The sequence below is a fragment of the Flavobacterium sp. PL002 genome, assembly GCF_054165825.1.
Genome location: NZ_CM135110.1, coordinates 592,611 through 606,666, shown reverse-complemented (window position 1 = coordinate 606,666; position 14,056 = coordinate 592,611). Strand labels below are relative to the sequence as shown.

The following is a 14,056-nucleotide window of genomic DNA, read 5'->3' as shown; positions in this document are numbered from 1 at the left end:
TTTGTTTAGCTCAATTTGTTTGAAATCAAACTGATGAATTCTTTCCTGGTTTTATTTTTTTCGAATGCACCTGTAAAAGAAGAGGTCGTTGTAAACGAATTTTGTTTTTCAATACCACGCATTTGCATGCACATGTGTTGCGCTTCTATAACCACAGCTACACCAAGAGGTTCTAATGCTTCTTGAATACAATCCTTGATTTGGTCAGTTAACCTTTCTTGTACCTGCATTCTACGTGCATAAGCATCTACAATTCTAGGAATTTTACTTAAACCTACTATTTTACCATTTGGAATATACGCAACATGTGCTTTTCCAAAGAACGGAAGCATGTGGTGCTCACACATAGAATAGACCTCAATATTTTTTACTACAATCATTTGACTATGATCTTCAGTAAATAAAGCCGACTTCAATATTTCTAAAGGATCTAGATCATAACCGTGCGTTAAAAACTGCATTGCTTTAGCCGCTCTTTCTGGTGTTTTTTCTAATCCTTCTCTGGTTACGTCTTCGCCTAAACCGTTTATTATTGTTTTGTAACTTTCCGCTAATACAGCTGTCATATCTGTATTATAATTTTCTTTTTTCTCGTAATTTTTCATCTTGTTAATCCTGCGCTTTATTATTGCAATTTAATTGTATATTATATTTTAAACGTAACGATTCCGTAGTCCATTTCAAATATTTGTCCTGATATTGATTTTGCTTTTTCAGATATTAAAAAATCTGCCATATCTGCTACTTCTTCGGGTTGTAAATAACCTTTCATTGGGTGGCGTTCAATCATATTTTCCTTCATGCGGTCGTTGCGTAAAATACCTGCTGAAAGCGAAGTCTCAGTAATTGTGGGAGCAATAGCATTGATGCGAACAACAGAGGCTAATTCAGCTCCTAGTGATTTTACTAATCCTTCTACTCCTGCTTTTGCAGTAGCAATACTTGCGTGAAAAGGCATTCCTAGTTTTGCAGCCACAGTACTGAAAAGAACGATAGATGGATTATTCCCTTTCTTTAAAACGGCTAGGTATTTTTGAATGACTTTTACTGCTCCTATAACATTGATTTCAAAATCGTTTCTGAAATTTTCGATACTTAAACTTGCTATTGGTTTTAAATTGATAGAACCAGGACAGTAAATTATTGTGTCAATATTTGCAATTTCAGGAAGCTCTTGCTCTAAAACATCTAAAGAAAAATGGGTTAGGTTAGCATGAGTTATCTCAGGAGCATTTCTACTAATATTGTAGATTTTATTATGTTCTAACTGCTGCAATAAAATAGCATTTCCTATTCCTTTACTACCGCCTATTATTAAAATGTTTTTCATAATTTTAGTATTATCTCTTCGAAATCTTATTGTTATTTATTTGTCTTTGACGGCTACATTTAAAACGACCTTTTTCAAAATCACGTAACTTTTCATGTTTTGTTTTTCTTCCTTGAACCCGAGCGCGCCACATTCTAAAACTAGAAGGCTTCATTTCAGTACGCATTAAGTCAATAACTTCCTGCTCTTTTAATCCAAATTGCATTTGTATAGCTTCAAAGGTTGTACGGTCTTCCCATGCCATTTCAATAATTCGGTCTTTGTCAATGTCATTTAGGGTTGTATTCATGAATTGTATTTTTGGTATTCGTTAACTACTATTTTAGCTTTCAAATCAAACATTAAGTTGTAAAGACCAAAGAAGGTTCTATTCATGTAAATAAAATGCTTAGAACCTCGGTTTCCATTCATTTTTCTAAGATTAGTATCTTTTGAAAAACGTTCTCCTAGTTGGGCAATACTTTCAAAAAAAGCTTCATCGGCAAAGTCAAAAGTAGTTGATTGAAACGGTTTTGTAAAAAGCGACAATAGATCATGAAACATTTGAGTGAAATAAACAATTTCTTCTTTAGAATCATCTGCTCTCAATATTTCTAATTCAAATAATTTAGCACTAAATAATTTAGGGTCATTAATTACGTTCTCATTTATTAATTCAAAATAAGGAACATAGAATTCATTTGGAATTGTTTTCATACAACCAAAATCCAATGCAACCAATTCGTTTTTATCGCTTACTAAGAAGTTTCCTGGGTGTGGATCAGCATGTACTTTCTTTAAAATGTGAATTTGGTACATGTAAAAATCCCAAAGTGCTTGGCCTAGCTTGTTAGCTATTTCAGGATTGGTATTTTTAAATTCAGATAAGTGAACACCAGTCATCCAGTCCATTGTAATTATTTTCTCTGATGAAAATTCAGGGTAATAATTAGGGAAAACAAGATTTTGTATTTGCTTACAAGCCGCAACTACAGCTCGGCTTTGTTCTAGTTCTAAAATATAATTTGTTTCTTCAATTAATTTATCTTCTACTTCTTTAAAGTATTTGTCAGAATCTTTTCCTTGCAGATTGAACATTCTAATAGCGATTGGTTTTACTAAAGCCAAATCAGATGAAATACTATTAGCCACACCAGGATATTGAATTTTTACGGCTAGTTTTTTTCCGTCTTTCATTGCAACATGGACTTGACCAATACTTGCTGCATTGACCGAATTAGCATCAAATTCATCAAATATCTCGTAAGGTGTTTTTCCCAAGTTTGTTTTAAAGGTTTTTAAAACTAATGGAGCTGATAATGGGGGTACAGAAAATTGAGATAATGAAAATTTCTCCACATAAGCTTGTGGTAAAAAGTTTTTATCCATGCTAAGCATTTGTGCCACTTTTAAGGCACTTCCTTTTAAACTTTTTAAACCATCGTAAATGTCTTCGGCGTTGTCTTCATTTAGTTTATCACGAGTTAAGTCGCTATTTACTATTTTTTCGCCGTAATATTTCAAGTAATTAACGCCAACTTTTGCACCTGTTTGCACTAGCTTCGTTGCTCTCTCAATTTTAGAGGTAGGTATGTAGTCTATCGTTTTCATTATTTTTTTTGCATTTTTTCTTTAAACATAAATTTCCCAAAATCAATTAGGCTGTCAATAGGAGCGATATTCATTAATTCAAAACTTAGTTTCACCGACTTTTCAATGTAAATATCAGTTTTTTCAAATCCAGCTGAATCATCTTCTAACCAAAATTTCATTGTCATTAATAACTGTATCCAGGAACTTTCCTGCAATGCTTTTTCTTGCATTTTTTGAAGTTTCTCCACTTTGATGCGCTGATCGTCAGTAATTATAGTAACTACATATTCTAAAAATGCAGTGCGTAAACTACTCAATTGCGTTAGGTTTTTAAGCTGGTTTTTATTTGAATTTAGACTTTGACTTACATAGCTTCTATTTGCAGTTAATAATTCAAAAAAAGTAAAATAAAAACTTAACATTTTACTCTTCATATCGTATTCAGGATAATTAGGGTCATTATGTAAAAGTGTTACCGTTTTTTCTAAAAATATTTTGTAAATTTCCTTTTCAATACTTTCTAAGGTTCCAAAGAAGCTATAGAATTCTGATTCAGCGAAATTGTTCTCCTTCGAGAATAAATAAACTGATTTTGGCTTTTCATTGTGTTCCAATGTATAGTCCATATATAGTGAAACTATTTTGTCCTTTGATATTTGGGTTTTCTTAGTTGCCATTTTATTTGTTTTTAAATGAGAGTATAAAGATAATAAATTGTTTAACAATAATACGTTAAAGTTAAACAAAAATAATTGTATCTTTGTTAGAGCTTAAATTTTAAACCTATGAAAAAGAATGTTTTAATAACGGGAGGTACCGGATTTGTTGGTAGAAGCTTAACAAAATTGCTTTTAAGTAAAGGATTTTCAGTTTCTATATTAAGTAGAACTAAACGTACAAATGCTAAAGATGTGTTCTATTATACTTGGGATGTAAAAAAACAAACCATTGAAGAACAAGCCATACTCAATGCTGATTATATCGTGCATCTTGCAGGTGAGAATATAGCAGGTGAGCGATGGACGGCAAAAAGGAAACGTGCTATTGTAGACAGTAGAGAATTATCAATTAAATTGCTTCATACTGTTTTGCAAGAAAACAATAAAAAACTGGATGGTTTTATATCAGCTTCTGCGATTGGTATTTATGGCGCTTTAAATGGTGAAGAGGTTTGTTCAGAAAATACGCCGCCGGCAAATGATTTTTTAGGAAGAACATGTCAAATATGGGAAGCCGCCGCAGATACTATTGGAGCTTTAGGAATTCGTACCGTAAAAATTAGAACAGGATTAGTACTGGGTAAAAATGATGGTTTTTTAAAGAAGTTAAAACCTATTTTTAAGTATAGATTGGGTTCTGCTTTAGGTTCAGGTAAACAATACATGCCGTGGGTTTACATTGATGATTTGTGCGCTTCCTTTTATGCAGCGATTAATAACGAATCCATGCACGGACCCTATAATGTCGCTTTAAAAGATGACACTACTAATGCTTTATTTTCTAAGATTTTTGCAGCAGTATATGGTTATAAAATATGGTTGCCTAACGTCCCTGCTTTTTTAATCAAATTAGGAATGGGCGAAATGTCAAAAATTGTATTAACTGGTAGACGTGTTACTTCAGATAAGCTCTTAGCAACAGGATTTTCTTTTGAAGTAAATGATATAGAAGAGGCGTTGCGTAAATCGATATAATGAAATTATTTTAAATCCATATCAACCGATACATTCACTTCTTTTGCGATTTTATTTCTCACCATAAACGGAATCTCAATTTTAAAATCATCAGTGTTCAAACTAAAATTTGTTGTGATTTTAATTCCAGTTTTCGTTTTAACGATACTCGCTGGAACACGAATCCCTTTTGACTTACCATGAATGTAAATTTTTCCTTTTATATAATGTGTCTTTGAAGTAGTAGTAATATTCTTTAAATCAAACTTTTCAATAATTCCTTTAAAAGTAGCCTTAGGGTAACGATCGCTTTCTAAATAATTTTCGTTAAAATGTTGTTCCATCAAGCTTCTTTCGAAATGGAAATCACGTACGTATGCTACAAAATTGATATGTCCTTTGGGTGAATATAAAACGCAATGAACCTGATCATTTTTGGCAGTAACCGCTTCAAAAAAAGCTACAGATGCTTCAAATACGATAGTCCCTTTTGAAGTTGTAATTTTATCTTGAGCTAGTATTGTATTGGAGAAAAATAATAAAAATAGGAGTAGTGTTCTGTTCATAAAATTTCATTTTATCGTTCTCTTAAAGTTACAAATAAAACTACTGATAGATAGGTTTTTACGAGATTAATTTCCATAAAAAAAGAGGGCGAAATAATTCAGACCCTCTAGTTTTATTTTTGATAAAAAATTCACCCTAATTCTACACGAATATTGTATTTTTCTAGACTTGCTAATGTTTCTATTGAACTGTAATTGAAGTTTTCTTCGTGACGGTCTTTCTCTTTTTTAAGCGAAATTTGCTTCAAGCAATTACAAAACCGACGAACTTCTTCTAAGTTTGATAATATTAAGCCTGGAACTTTTGCATTTGCTCCAGTACTGTCTTTAGATACCATTGTAAAGTAAGACGAGTTACAATGCTTGATATGTCCTGTTTGAATGTTTTCTGCTTCTACTCGAATGCCTATAATCATCGAGCTTTTTCCCACATAATTCACGCTTGCTTTCATCGTAACTAATTCTCCTACTTCAATAGGTTTTAAAAAGTTGACGGTATCTACAGATGCTGTTACACAATAATTACCGCAAAATTTTGAGGCACATGCAAATGCAATTTGATCTAATAAAGATAGGATATATCCCCCGTGAATTTTTCCGCTAAAGTTGGTATGTGAAGGTAGCATTAGCTCTGAAATACTGATATTTGAGCAGGCTACTGTTTTAAAAGTATGGTTCATATTTATTTTGAATTAAAAGGAGAATTTTCTTTGTGGACTTCTGTAACATAATACTTGGTGTCTCCCCACCAAGGAAATGTTTTGTAGCGTTCAATATAATTAAGTTTTATGTATTGCCCTTCTAAATTTTTTAAATCCTCAATAACTTGTTTGTCTTTGTCTAAAATAGAGAATGAAAAAATTTGTGATCCTGAAAGGCCTTGACTTATTTCTCCTTCCCAAGTTTTAAAGAGCATCCCTTTGTGGCTAATTTTTATTAAATGTCCTGAGCGTACACCATCACTGTACGTTGCATAGTAGATAAAACTAAAATAGCTTATCGTTGAAAGGATAATTATTCCTAAAGTAATCGTGAAAAATTTTTTCATTTGGGTCAAATTATAATTGGTTTTCGTTTTGTTCTGCTCGTTGTATTACTTTTTCGGGTAGGGCTTTTTTAGCTTTTGCACCCATTTTTTTTAATTTTTCTACACTGGTAATGAGGTTTCCTTTTCCTTCTACAAGCTTATTCATTGCACCATTATATTCAGTTTTACTTTCATCAATTTTTTTTCCTAACCGAATTAAATCTGCAACAAAACCTTCAAACTTATCGTATAAAGCACCAGCTTGTCTGGCAATCTCATAAGCGTTCTCTTGTTGTTTTTGATTGGTCCACATACTATCAATCGTGCGCAAAGTAGCTAATAATGTGGCTGGGGTAACTATAACAATGTTTTTTTCGAAAGCGCTGTTGTAGAGCGTAACATCTTGGCTTAAAGCCAAAGCAAAAGCGGGTTCTATAGGAATGAAAAGCAGTACAAAATCAGGGCTTTCAATTTGATATAAATCGTGGTAATTTTTATTTCCTAATTGTTCTACATGGCGTTTTATAGAAAGTACGTGTTCTTTTAAATAGGTCGCTTTTAAATCATCATCCTCTTCATTACTAAATTTTTCATAAGCAGTTAAGGATACTTTTGAATCTACAATCATCTTTTTACCATCAGGTAAATTAATCACTACATCTGGGAATACGCGGTTGCCCTCTGCGGTTGTAAAGGCTTGCTGGACTTCATATTCGCGTCCTTTTTCTAAACCTGATTTTTCTAAAACACGTTCTAAAACAAGTTCGCCCCAGTTTCCTTGCATTTTACTATCCCCTTTTAGTGCTTTGGTCAGGTTGATAGTCTCCTTACTCATTTGAATATTCATTTCGCGGAGACCAATAATCTGTTGGCGTAAAGCTGCATGATAATCAATGCTTTCTTTGTGGGTATCTTCGACTTTTTTCTCAAATAACTGAATCTTATCTTGCAACGGAGATAAGATGTTTTTCATGTTTTCCTTATTCTGTTCTGTGAATTTATTCGATTTCTCTTCTAATATTTTATTAGCAAGATTCTCAAATTCTTTGGTGAATTTTTGCTGTAATTTATCTACTTCGTCTCGTTGTTCTTTATTTCGTTCCCAGAGATTCTCAAAATCGGCTTCTTTTTTAGAAAGCTGAATCGCAAAACTATCTTTTTCATTTCGGATTGTTTCTTTATCTATGTTGGCTGTTTCAATTTTTTTTTCGAAAGCGACTTTTTCAAAATTAATTTGCTCTTTCAATTGATGAATTTGAGTGTTCAGAGCTAATAGTTTTTCTTCAAGACTTATTTTTTCAGTTTGAAATCGCGCAGAAAAAATAAGTTTTCCAATGAAAATTCCTATCGCTAATGCAATAATAAACAGGATCAAAAACGAAGGCAACATAGTAGACATTATAACTTTTTTTATTTGAAAGTAAAAATAGGTATAATATAGATGCTTGGCGTATTTATCAAAAAAAAATCTGAACAAAGCGTTATAAGAACACTTTATTCAGAAGTAATGTTGGCTTTTTTTATAAAAAATAGCGAGTAGTGTCTATTTCTTTTGATATACAATCCCAAAAGACAAGATATTGTTTGCATACACGTTTTTGGCTTTCACAATAGCACTATTAGAATTAAAATATTGTGCTGTAATCCCAAAGTTTTTATTGAGTTCATACATTCCTCCAAGTGATATTCCGGTGTAGCTAGTTCCGTCTCCGCGGATAAAATCAGCTATTTGAGGGTCTTTTCCAACTCCTTGTAAAATAGAAATTTTAGAATTTACCCATAATTTATCAAAGAATTTATAACCCACTTCAGCACCAAATTGTAATTGGTTTTGAAAATCCCTGTCTTGGTATTTAGTTCTGTAGTTAAATGCTCCGTACGCACTCGCGTAAAGATTTTTTGGAGAAAAAGAGTGCGAAACAGCCAGCGTAGTCCAAACATTAAATTCGCCATCTCCAGTAGGAAGGTTAATTTGATCTAGTGGGTTGCTATTGTTTTTAGCAAATAATTCTTTTTTACCAGTTGGGAATTCAGGAGCGACACTTATCGATAATGGAAATGATTTTTGCAATAGCGCATATTTCAGTTCTAATTTCACATCACCAAAACCACTTACTTTATTAGTAGTTTCATAACTGTTTTGCTTAAAAAGAGGTACCAATGTAGCAACCGTAAAACGATCAGTAATTCCGTATTCTCCATAGAGTGCAATTTGATTTTGTGTGAACTCACTTGTTTTTAATTTGTCTCCATCTATGTTTCTAAAATCGGTAGCGTTATAAAAACTATAATCTAGTTTAAAAAAATAGGTATCTTTTGCTTTTGTCCAACCACTTTGCGCCTGAGATAGTGTGGTGAAAACTAGTGCGATTATAAAAGTAAGGTAAAATGTTTTTTTCATGACTTTCTTAATTTTAATAAAGGGCATCAGTTTTATAATTGATGCCCTTTTAATTAACTATTAACTATAATCTATTGTAATTTTCCGTTTCCAAAAGGGATGTTTGCAGAACCACACCATACAATTACATATTGTAAATCAGTTGGTATTGTACCGTTTACTTTATAGTAAGCCTCACCATTTTGTGATACGATACCAATTAATTTTAAATCTGGATTTCCAGTTCCTGGACTTGCAGTAAATGTTGCTGTTTTAGACAAGTAAATGGTTGCTGTACCAGTACCTAATTCAGTAGTAAAATCAGAACCTAAATGTACAAACGTATTGTTTGATGTGTCGGTTCCTATTTCTATTTTCCCAGCAGTAGGTGTGCCATTTTGAGCTGTCAGTGTGCCTGTTTGTGTTGCTGTAAATTGTCCTGTAGGTTGCGTAGAGTCAACTTGTACTGTAACAGTTTCGGTATCATCACTAGAACATGAAACGATTGATAATGAAATAAATGCTAATGCGATAATTGTTAAGAAATGTCTTTTCATAATGCTTGTGTTAAGTTTGTATTTGTTTTTACTGTTGCAAATGTCCACGATAAGTATCACCAAAATATCCCGAAAGAATTACAAAAGAATAAACTTTGAGTTTTTAACTATTATTAAAGACAAATGGGTATAAAAACAATTGTTTCTATACCCATTTTTGGTTTGTTATACGATTAATTATTCCTCATCGAGTTTCATATTCCCTCGGTTTTTATGATTATCTGGATGTGAATTTGGATATCTTTTTGCGGTGATATCTGAATTTCGATCTTCATTTTCAACAGTATTCATAGCTTCTTCCTCAGTGATTACACCGCGGCTCATGCTTTCATTTTCGTTCCAAGTTCTTTCTTCGTCTGGAATTGAGGCTATGGAACCATCAACGTTTCGGGCTCTATCGACCACTCTTTCTTTACCGTCTTTATCGACTTCAATTTCTTTATTTAGCAGCGAGTCTTGTGACTTTACATCTTTGTCAATGTGTTTATCGCTAAATCCTTTGTTTGTATCCTTATTGTCGTTATTTGAATTGTTATTTTCCATGATGTTTATTTTTTATTTAAAATTACTACAATACTTACTCTTGAGTGTTATGCTTTTTTGAGAAAAGTTTACAAGACTTTTTGTGTTTAATAGACCGCTAATATGGAATGTTTTAAATTAATTATCAAAGCTTTTAGATGTAGTTTAATGTTCTAAAGACTATTTGATACTATTAAAACAACGTTATCTTTGCCTTTTAAAATGTTATTCTAAATTTCTTTATGGCACATTCCCATTTTATACTTCATAAGCCCTACGGTTATTTGAGTCAATTTATATATGAGTTAAAACGAAAGAAAAAACTGCTTGGTGAATTACATGATTTTCCTGAAGGCACAATGGCTATTGGTAGATTAGACGAAGATTCAGAAGGATTGCTTTTATTGACCACTGATGGTAAAATGAGCGAAATTATTCGTTCTAAAAAAGTTGATAAAGAATATTTTGTACAAGTAGATGGTGTGATTACACAAGAAGCTATTGATATAATGAAAGCAGGAGTTGAAATAGGTTTTGATGGCGGGAAGTATACCACTAAAAAATGTGATGCGCGCTTGATTCATGAAATTCCAGATTTTGGTCCACGAGCTAAGAAAATTAGAGATGAGCGTCATGGTCCAACAACTTGGGCTTCTATTACTGTTAATGAAGGTAAGTTTAGACAAGTGCGTAAAATGACAGCTGCCGTGGGTTTTCCTACATTAAGATTGGTTCGTGTACGCATAGGAAACGTGCATTTGCAGACCTTAAAGGCTGGAGAAGTATTGGCTGTAGACGAGTTTAATTATTAAACTTTTTAGCATTCATTTTAACAATTTATCCATTAAAAAATTAGCTAGTTATGTTGAATATCGTTCTCGTAGAACCCGAAATACCTAACAACACCGGAAATATAGGAAGGTTGTGTGTAGGAACAGAAAGTAGGTTGCACTTAATTCATCCTTTTGGGTTTGTGATCAATGATAAAAATTTAAAACGCTCAGGTTTGGATTATTGGGTACACCTTGATGTAACCGAATATCAAAATGTAGCCGAATGGAAAGCTCAAATTCCTGATTTATCCCGAGTTTTCCTGATGAGCTCCCATGCCGAAAAATCATATTTAGAAATCGAATTTCAAGATGGAGATTGGTTGGTTTTTGGTAAAGAAAGTAAAGGATTGAATGAAGAGGTTTTGAAGCAATTTGAGAATCATTTAAAAATCCCAATGTCTGAAAATATTAGGAGTTTTAATATTGCGAATTCAGTTGCTTTTGTAATTGGGGAAGCAAAACGCCAAATAGAACTGAAATAGTTTGGGTTTACAAATTGCCTAGCCCAGATAGCAGCGGCATCGCCCTATTTGAAAAACAAGGCTTTTTAGCCGTAGTTTTTTATAGGGAATATAGCGAATAGCTGGAAAATGCTCCTAAATAAAAAAGGTGTTAGCTAATGATGAATTTGCCTTTTTGACTATCAAATACAATGTTTTCATCTTGAAATAAACGGTTAAAACTACCATCTTGAATAAAGTTGCAAGGTATGTCTTGGCTTATTTTTTCAGGAGTCATCAAGATCATCTCGTCACTTAACTGGATGGCCATATCAATATCGTGTGTCGAGAATAAGATGCATTTATTGGTTTCTTGCGTTAGTTTTTTTAAGAGTTTAAATAGCGCTACTTTATGCAATAAATCTAAATGTGTAGTGGGTTCGTCAAGAATAATTATGGGACTGTCTTGAGCTAAGGCACGAGCTACAAGTACTTTTTGTAGTTGTCCGTCACTAATTTCGTAATGTTTTTTATTTGCTAAATGCGTGATTTGGCTAAGTTCCATCGCTTCGTTTACTTTAGCAATATCAGTAGGGCTTAATTTACCAATCCAGTTGGTATAAGGCTGACGCCCTAATGCGACCAATTCAAAGACTGTTAAATTACTTGGTGGTAATTTTTCGGTTAACACAACACTTAAATTTAGTGCTAAAAGCGCAGGGTTCATTTTATGGATATCCGCTCCGTTGATGGTTACTTTTCCTGCAAGTGGTTTTTGAATTCCAGTTAGTGTTTTTAATAACGTAGATTTCCCAATTCCGTTTGCGCCAATTAAAGCAATTAATTTGCCTTCGTTGAAATTTAAGTTCAAATTTTGGGCAATAACCGTATTGTTGTTCTTGGTTTTATAACCAATACTTAAATTTGAAGTGCAAAGAATAGTGGAACTCATTAGTTGTGTTTTAGGAGGAAGGATTACCCCATCATTTTCTTTTTTCGCACTAACAACCAAATCACAATGGGCGCACCAAAAATGGAAGTTACGGCATTAATAGGCAAGTTGAAATCATGGCCAGGAACTTGAGAGATACTATCGCAAATTAACATAATAATTGCTCCCAAAAGCAAGGTGCTCCAGAATAAAACCGTGTGATTACTCGTTTGAAAAACAAGTTTAGCAATGTGCGGTACCGCCAGCCCAATAAAAGCGATAGGTCCTGCAAAAGCTGTGATGCTACCGGCTAAGATACTTGTGGCAAGAATTATAATTAATCGGGATTTTTTATAATTAAGGCCCATGCTTTTAGCGTAGTTCTCTCCTAAAAGAAGGGCGTCTAATGATTTTATACTTAGTAAGCTTAGTGCTAAGCCTGTTAAAACAGCTATTGCTAAAATAAGAATGGATGTCCAAGATAAATTACCCAAACTTCCTAAGGACCAGAAAGTGAATTTTTGCAACTCTTCGGCAGTACTAAAATAAGTTAAAGTGTTTACAATAGCACTTGTTAAACTACCAAACATAAGTCCTACAATTAAAATCGCCATAGTATCTTTTAATCGAAAAGAAACCATCAGTACGGATAATAAAACTAGAAAGCTTCCTAAGCTAGATGCTAATACAATTCCGTATGATGAAAGTAAAAAACTCGCAATAGAAGCAGGCAAAAAAGACGCGCCAAGAATAATCATGGCGACACCTAAACTAGCACCTGAACTCAGTCCTAAAACATAAGGTCCCGCAAGCGGATTTCTAAATAATGTTTGCATTAACAAGCCACTAGTTGCAAGCCCCATTCCTACTAAAACAGCCGTAATAGCTTTAGGTAAACGGTAGTTCACAATGATGTATTGCCAACTTTCCTTAGAGGCAATAGTACCTGTTAAACTTTTAAATACTTCTTTTAACGGAATCGAAACTGAGCCCAAGCTAATGTTAACGACAAAAAGCGCTACAACAGCCAGTGCTAAGCTTATAAAAAGAATGCTATTTCGTTTGTTTGGATTCAAATTATTGTAATTGTTGGTAAAAGTGTGGCGTATAATTAGGCAATAATTCAGGGTGTAAGATTTTAATCAAATCTTTTAAAACCCAGTCAGGACGAGTAGGCGACCACTCAAAAAATAAAATCCCTCCTTTTGCACCTTTATGAATTGCATAAGAATATACTTTTTTATTTTTGAAAGCTTCAAATTCAGCGTAATGGGGATTACTGTCTGATAGTTGTTTTAATGTAACATAGTCTCCTGGAGCAATCCAGAAATCAGCTTGTTGGGCTTTTTCTAAAACAACTTCAAAAGGTAATGCTAAACCACCGGTTCCTTTTGTATTTGCCCATAAATAATTTGCTTTAGCATCTTTTAAAAACAAAGAAGCCCAGCTTTCACCTTGAGGTACATACCACTGATCTTGGTACATAGCACCACAAAGTACAGTAGGTTTTGTAGTTGTATTTTGAACCAATGCAAGGGTTGTTTTATATTCTTTTTCAATTTCTTTAAAAGTAGTATTCGCTTTTTGATCAAGACCATATAAGGCACCAAAGAATTTAATCCATTCGGCTTTTCCTAGTGGAGACTGTTCTGTCCAATCACCATTAAACAACACTTTAAGTCCGCTTTTTTGTAAAATATCTAGCGACGGATTGCTGTTGCTGAGTCCAAAACCTACAATGACATCAGGAGCAATATCAATAAGTACTTCGGTGTTTAGGTTTTCGTTTTTTCCTACTTCACGAACTTTTCCTGCGTCGATGTTTTTTCTGGTTTTTTCAGACGAAATATAATCGGTATTTGGAAAACCAATCAAGCTGTTCTCTACGCCTAAAATTTCCAACGATGGAATGTGTGTTGTTGAGGTTACCACTATCGATTTTATGGGAACATTTACAACTGCATATTGTTTTAAGCTGTCTGGGATGATTGCGTTTTTTTCTTTTAAAATATAAGTAAAACTAGCTGTTGCGTTAGGCCAAGGTTGCGTCACTTTAAGTAATGAGAAGCCTTTATATTTATAGATTTCGAATCCTTTAGCGTATTGAATTTCATTCTTTACAACTGAATTAATTTCAAGAGGAGCTTCTTTTTTACATTGGATAAACAACATAGAAATTAGAAAGAAGAATGCTGTGTTTTTTACGAATTTCATAAATCTAATTT

The 14,056-nt window shown here is 33.2% G+C and carries 18 protein-coding genes; 3 read left to right on the top strand and 15 right to left on the bottom strand.

Features of this window, described 5'->3' with window-relative positions; translation table 11 throughout:
* Positions 1–5 precede the first annotated feature (5 nt).
* Genes folE through ACVEGE_RS02595 form a run of 5 tightly spaced genes read right to left on the bottom strand, consistent with a single transcriptional unit; the run spans position 6 to position 3,579 of the window.
* Entirely contained in the window at positions 6–605 is a 600-nt protein-coding gene (gene folE, locus ACVEGE_RS02615; protein WP_192501491.1) for a GTP cyclohydrolase I FolE, read from the bottom strand.
* Positions 606–646: 41 nt separating this feature from the next.
* A complete protein-coding gene (locus ACVEGE_RS02610) occupies positions 647–1,330 on the bottom strand; it encodes an SDR family NAD(P)-dependent oxidoreductase (RefSeq protein WP_192501492.1) in 684 nt (227 codons plus the stop codon).
* 10 nt (positions 1,331–1,340) lie between these two features.
* Positions 1,341–1,619: a TIGR03643 family protein gene (locus ACVEGE_RS02605; protein ID WP_192501493.1), complete on the bottom strand. Its 279-nt coding sequence runs from the start codon at positions 1,617–1,619 to the stop codon at positions 1,341–1,343.
* The gene (locus ACVEGE_RS02600; RefSeq protein ID WP_192501494.1) at positions 1,616–2,920 is read right to left on the bottom strand and encodes an ABC1 kinase family protein; all 1,305 of its coding nucleotides are present in this window, start codon (positions 2,918–2,920) and stop codon (positions 1,616–1,618) included. Before ACVEGE_RS02600 ends, ACVEGE_RS02605 begins: the two co-directional genes overlap by 4 nt.
* Positions 2,920–3,579: a TetR family transcriptional regulator C-terminal domain-containing protein gene (locus ACVEGE_RS02595; protein WP_173852913.1), complete on the bottom strand. Its 660-nt coding sequence runs from the start codon at positions 3,577–3,579 to the stop codon at positions 2,920–2,922. Before ACVEGE_RS02595 ends, ACVEGE_RS02600 begins: the two co-directional genes overlap by 1 nt.
* 108 nt (positions 3,580–3,687) lie before the next feature.
* Here ACVEGE_RS02595 and ACVEGE_RS02590 point away from each other — a divergent pair, with 108 nt between their 5' ends.
* On the top strand, positions 3,688–4,596 hold the full coding sequence (locus ACVEGE_RS02590; RefSeq protein WP_192501495.1) for a TIGR01777 family oxidoreductase: 909 nt from the start codon (positions 3,688–3,690) through the stop codon (positions 4,594–4,596).
* Positions 4,597–4,601: 5 nt separating this feature from the next.
* Here the strand turns inward: ACVEGE_RS02590 and ACVEGE_RS02585 are convergent, their stop codons facing one another.
* The 7 genes from ACVEGE_RS02585 to ACVEGE_RS02555 all read right to left on the bottom strand — a co-directional run bounded on the left by ACVEGE_RS02585 (position 4,602) and on the right by ACVEGE_RS02555 (position 9,648).
* Positions 4,602–5,141, bottom strand: a complete 540-nt coding sequence (locus ACVEGE_RS02585; RefSeq protein WP_192501496.1) for a YceI family protein — start codon at positions 5,139–5,141, stop codon at positions 4,602–4,604.
* A 131-nt stretch (positions 5,142–5,272) separates the two neighbouring features.
* A complete protein-coding gene (locus ACVEGE_RS02580; RefSeq protein ID WP_173852916.1) occupies positions 5,273–5,821 on the bottom strand; it encodes an acyl-CoA thioesterase in 549 nt (182 codons plus the stop codon).
* A 2-nt stretch (positions 5,822–5,823) separates the two neighbouring features.
* Complete coding sequence (locus ACVEGE_RS02575) at positions 5,824–6,189, bottom strand: 6-phosphogluconate dehydrogenase (RefSeq protein WP_173852917.1); 366 nt, start codon at positions 6,187–6,189, stop codon at positions 5,824–5,826.
* Between the two features lie 10 nt (positions 6,190–6,199).
* On the bottom strand, positions 6,200–7,567 hold the full coding sequence (gene rmuC / locus ACVEGE_RS02570) for a DNA recombination protein RmuC (protein WP_173852918.1): 1,368 nt from the start codon (positions 7,565–7,567) through the stop codon (positions 6,200–6,202).
* A gap of 144 nt (positions 7,568–7,711) precedes the next feature.
* Positions 7,712–8,569 carry a transporter family protein gene (locus ACVEGE_RS02565; protein WP_192501497.1) on the bottom strand — a complete coding sequence of 286 codons (858 nt, stop codon included), beginning with the start codon at positions 8,567–8,569 and terminating at the stop codon, positions 7,712–7,714.
* Between the two features lie 71 nt (positions 8,570–8,640).
* Positions 8,641–9,105 (bottom strand): DM13 domain-containing protein, encoded by a 465-nt coding sequence (locus tag ACVEGE_RS02560; RefSeq protein WP_192501498.1) that lies wholly within the window; start codon positions 9,103–9,105, stop codon positions 8,641–8,643.
* Positions 9,106–9,282: 177 nt separating this feature from the next.
* A complete protein-coding gene (locus ACVEGE_RS02555; RefSeq protein WP_173856459.1) occupies positions 9,283–9,648 on the bottom strand; it encodes a hypothetical protein in 366 nt (121 codons plus the stop codon).
* A gap of 221 nt (positions 9,649–9,869) precedes the next feature.
* On the opposite strand from ACVEGE_RS02555, the gene ACVEGE_RS02550 reads away from it, so the two are divergent.
* Both ACVEGE_RS02550 and ACVEGE_RS02545 read left to right on the top strand, forming a co-directional pair.
* Positions 9,870–10,439, top strand: coding sequence for a pseudouridine synthase (locus ACVEGE_RS02550; RefSeq protein WP_173852922.1), 570 nt, complete (start codon positions 9,870–9,872; stop codon positions 10,437–10,439).
* A 50-nt stretch (positions 10,440–10,489) separates the two neighbouring features.
* Positions 10,490–10,942, top strand: coding sequence for a tRNA (cytidine(34)-2'-O)-methyltransferase (locus tag ACVEGE_RS02545; protein ID WP_173852923.1), 453 nt, complete (start codon positions 10,490–10,492; stop codon positions 10,940–10,942).
* A 130-nt stretch (positions 10,943–11,072) separates the two neighbouring features.
* On the opposite strand, the gene ACVEGE_RS02540 is transcribed toward ACVEGE_RS02545, so the two are convergent.
* Genes ACVEGE_RS02540 through ACVEGE_RS02530 form a run of 3 tightly spaced genes read right to left on the bottom strand, consistent with a single transcriptional unit; the run spans position 11,073 to position 14,045 of the window.
* Entirely contained in the window at positions 11,073–11,852 is a 780-nt protein-coding gene (locus ACVEGE_RS02540; RefSeq protein ID WP_173852924.1) for an ABC transporter ATP-binding protein, read from the bottom strand.
* A gap of 23 nt (positions 11,853–11,875) precedes the next feature.
* Positions 11,876–12,907: an iron ABC transporter permease gene (locus ACVEGE_RS02535; RefSeq protein ID WP_192501499.1), complete on the bottom strand. Its 1,032-nt coding sequence runs from the start codon at positions 12,905–12,907 to the stop codon at positions 11,876–11,878.
* Position 12,908: 1 nt separating this feature from the next.
* On the bottom strand, positions 12,909–14,045 hold the full coding sequence (locus ACVEGE_RS02530) for an ABC transporter substrate-binding protein (RefSeq protein WP_173852926.1): 1,137 nt from the start codon (positions 14,043–14,045) through the stop codon (positions 12,909–12,911).
* Between the last annotated feature and the right edge of the window lie 11 nt (positions 14,046–14,056).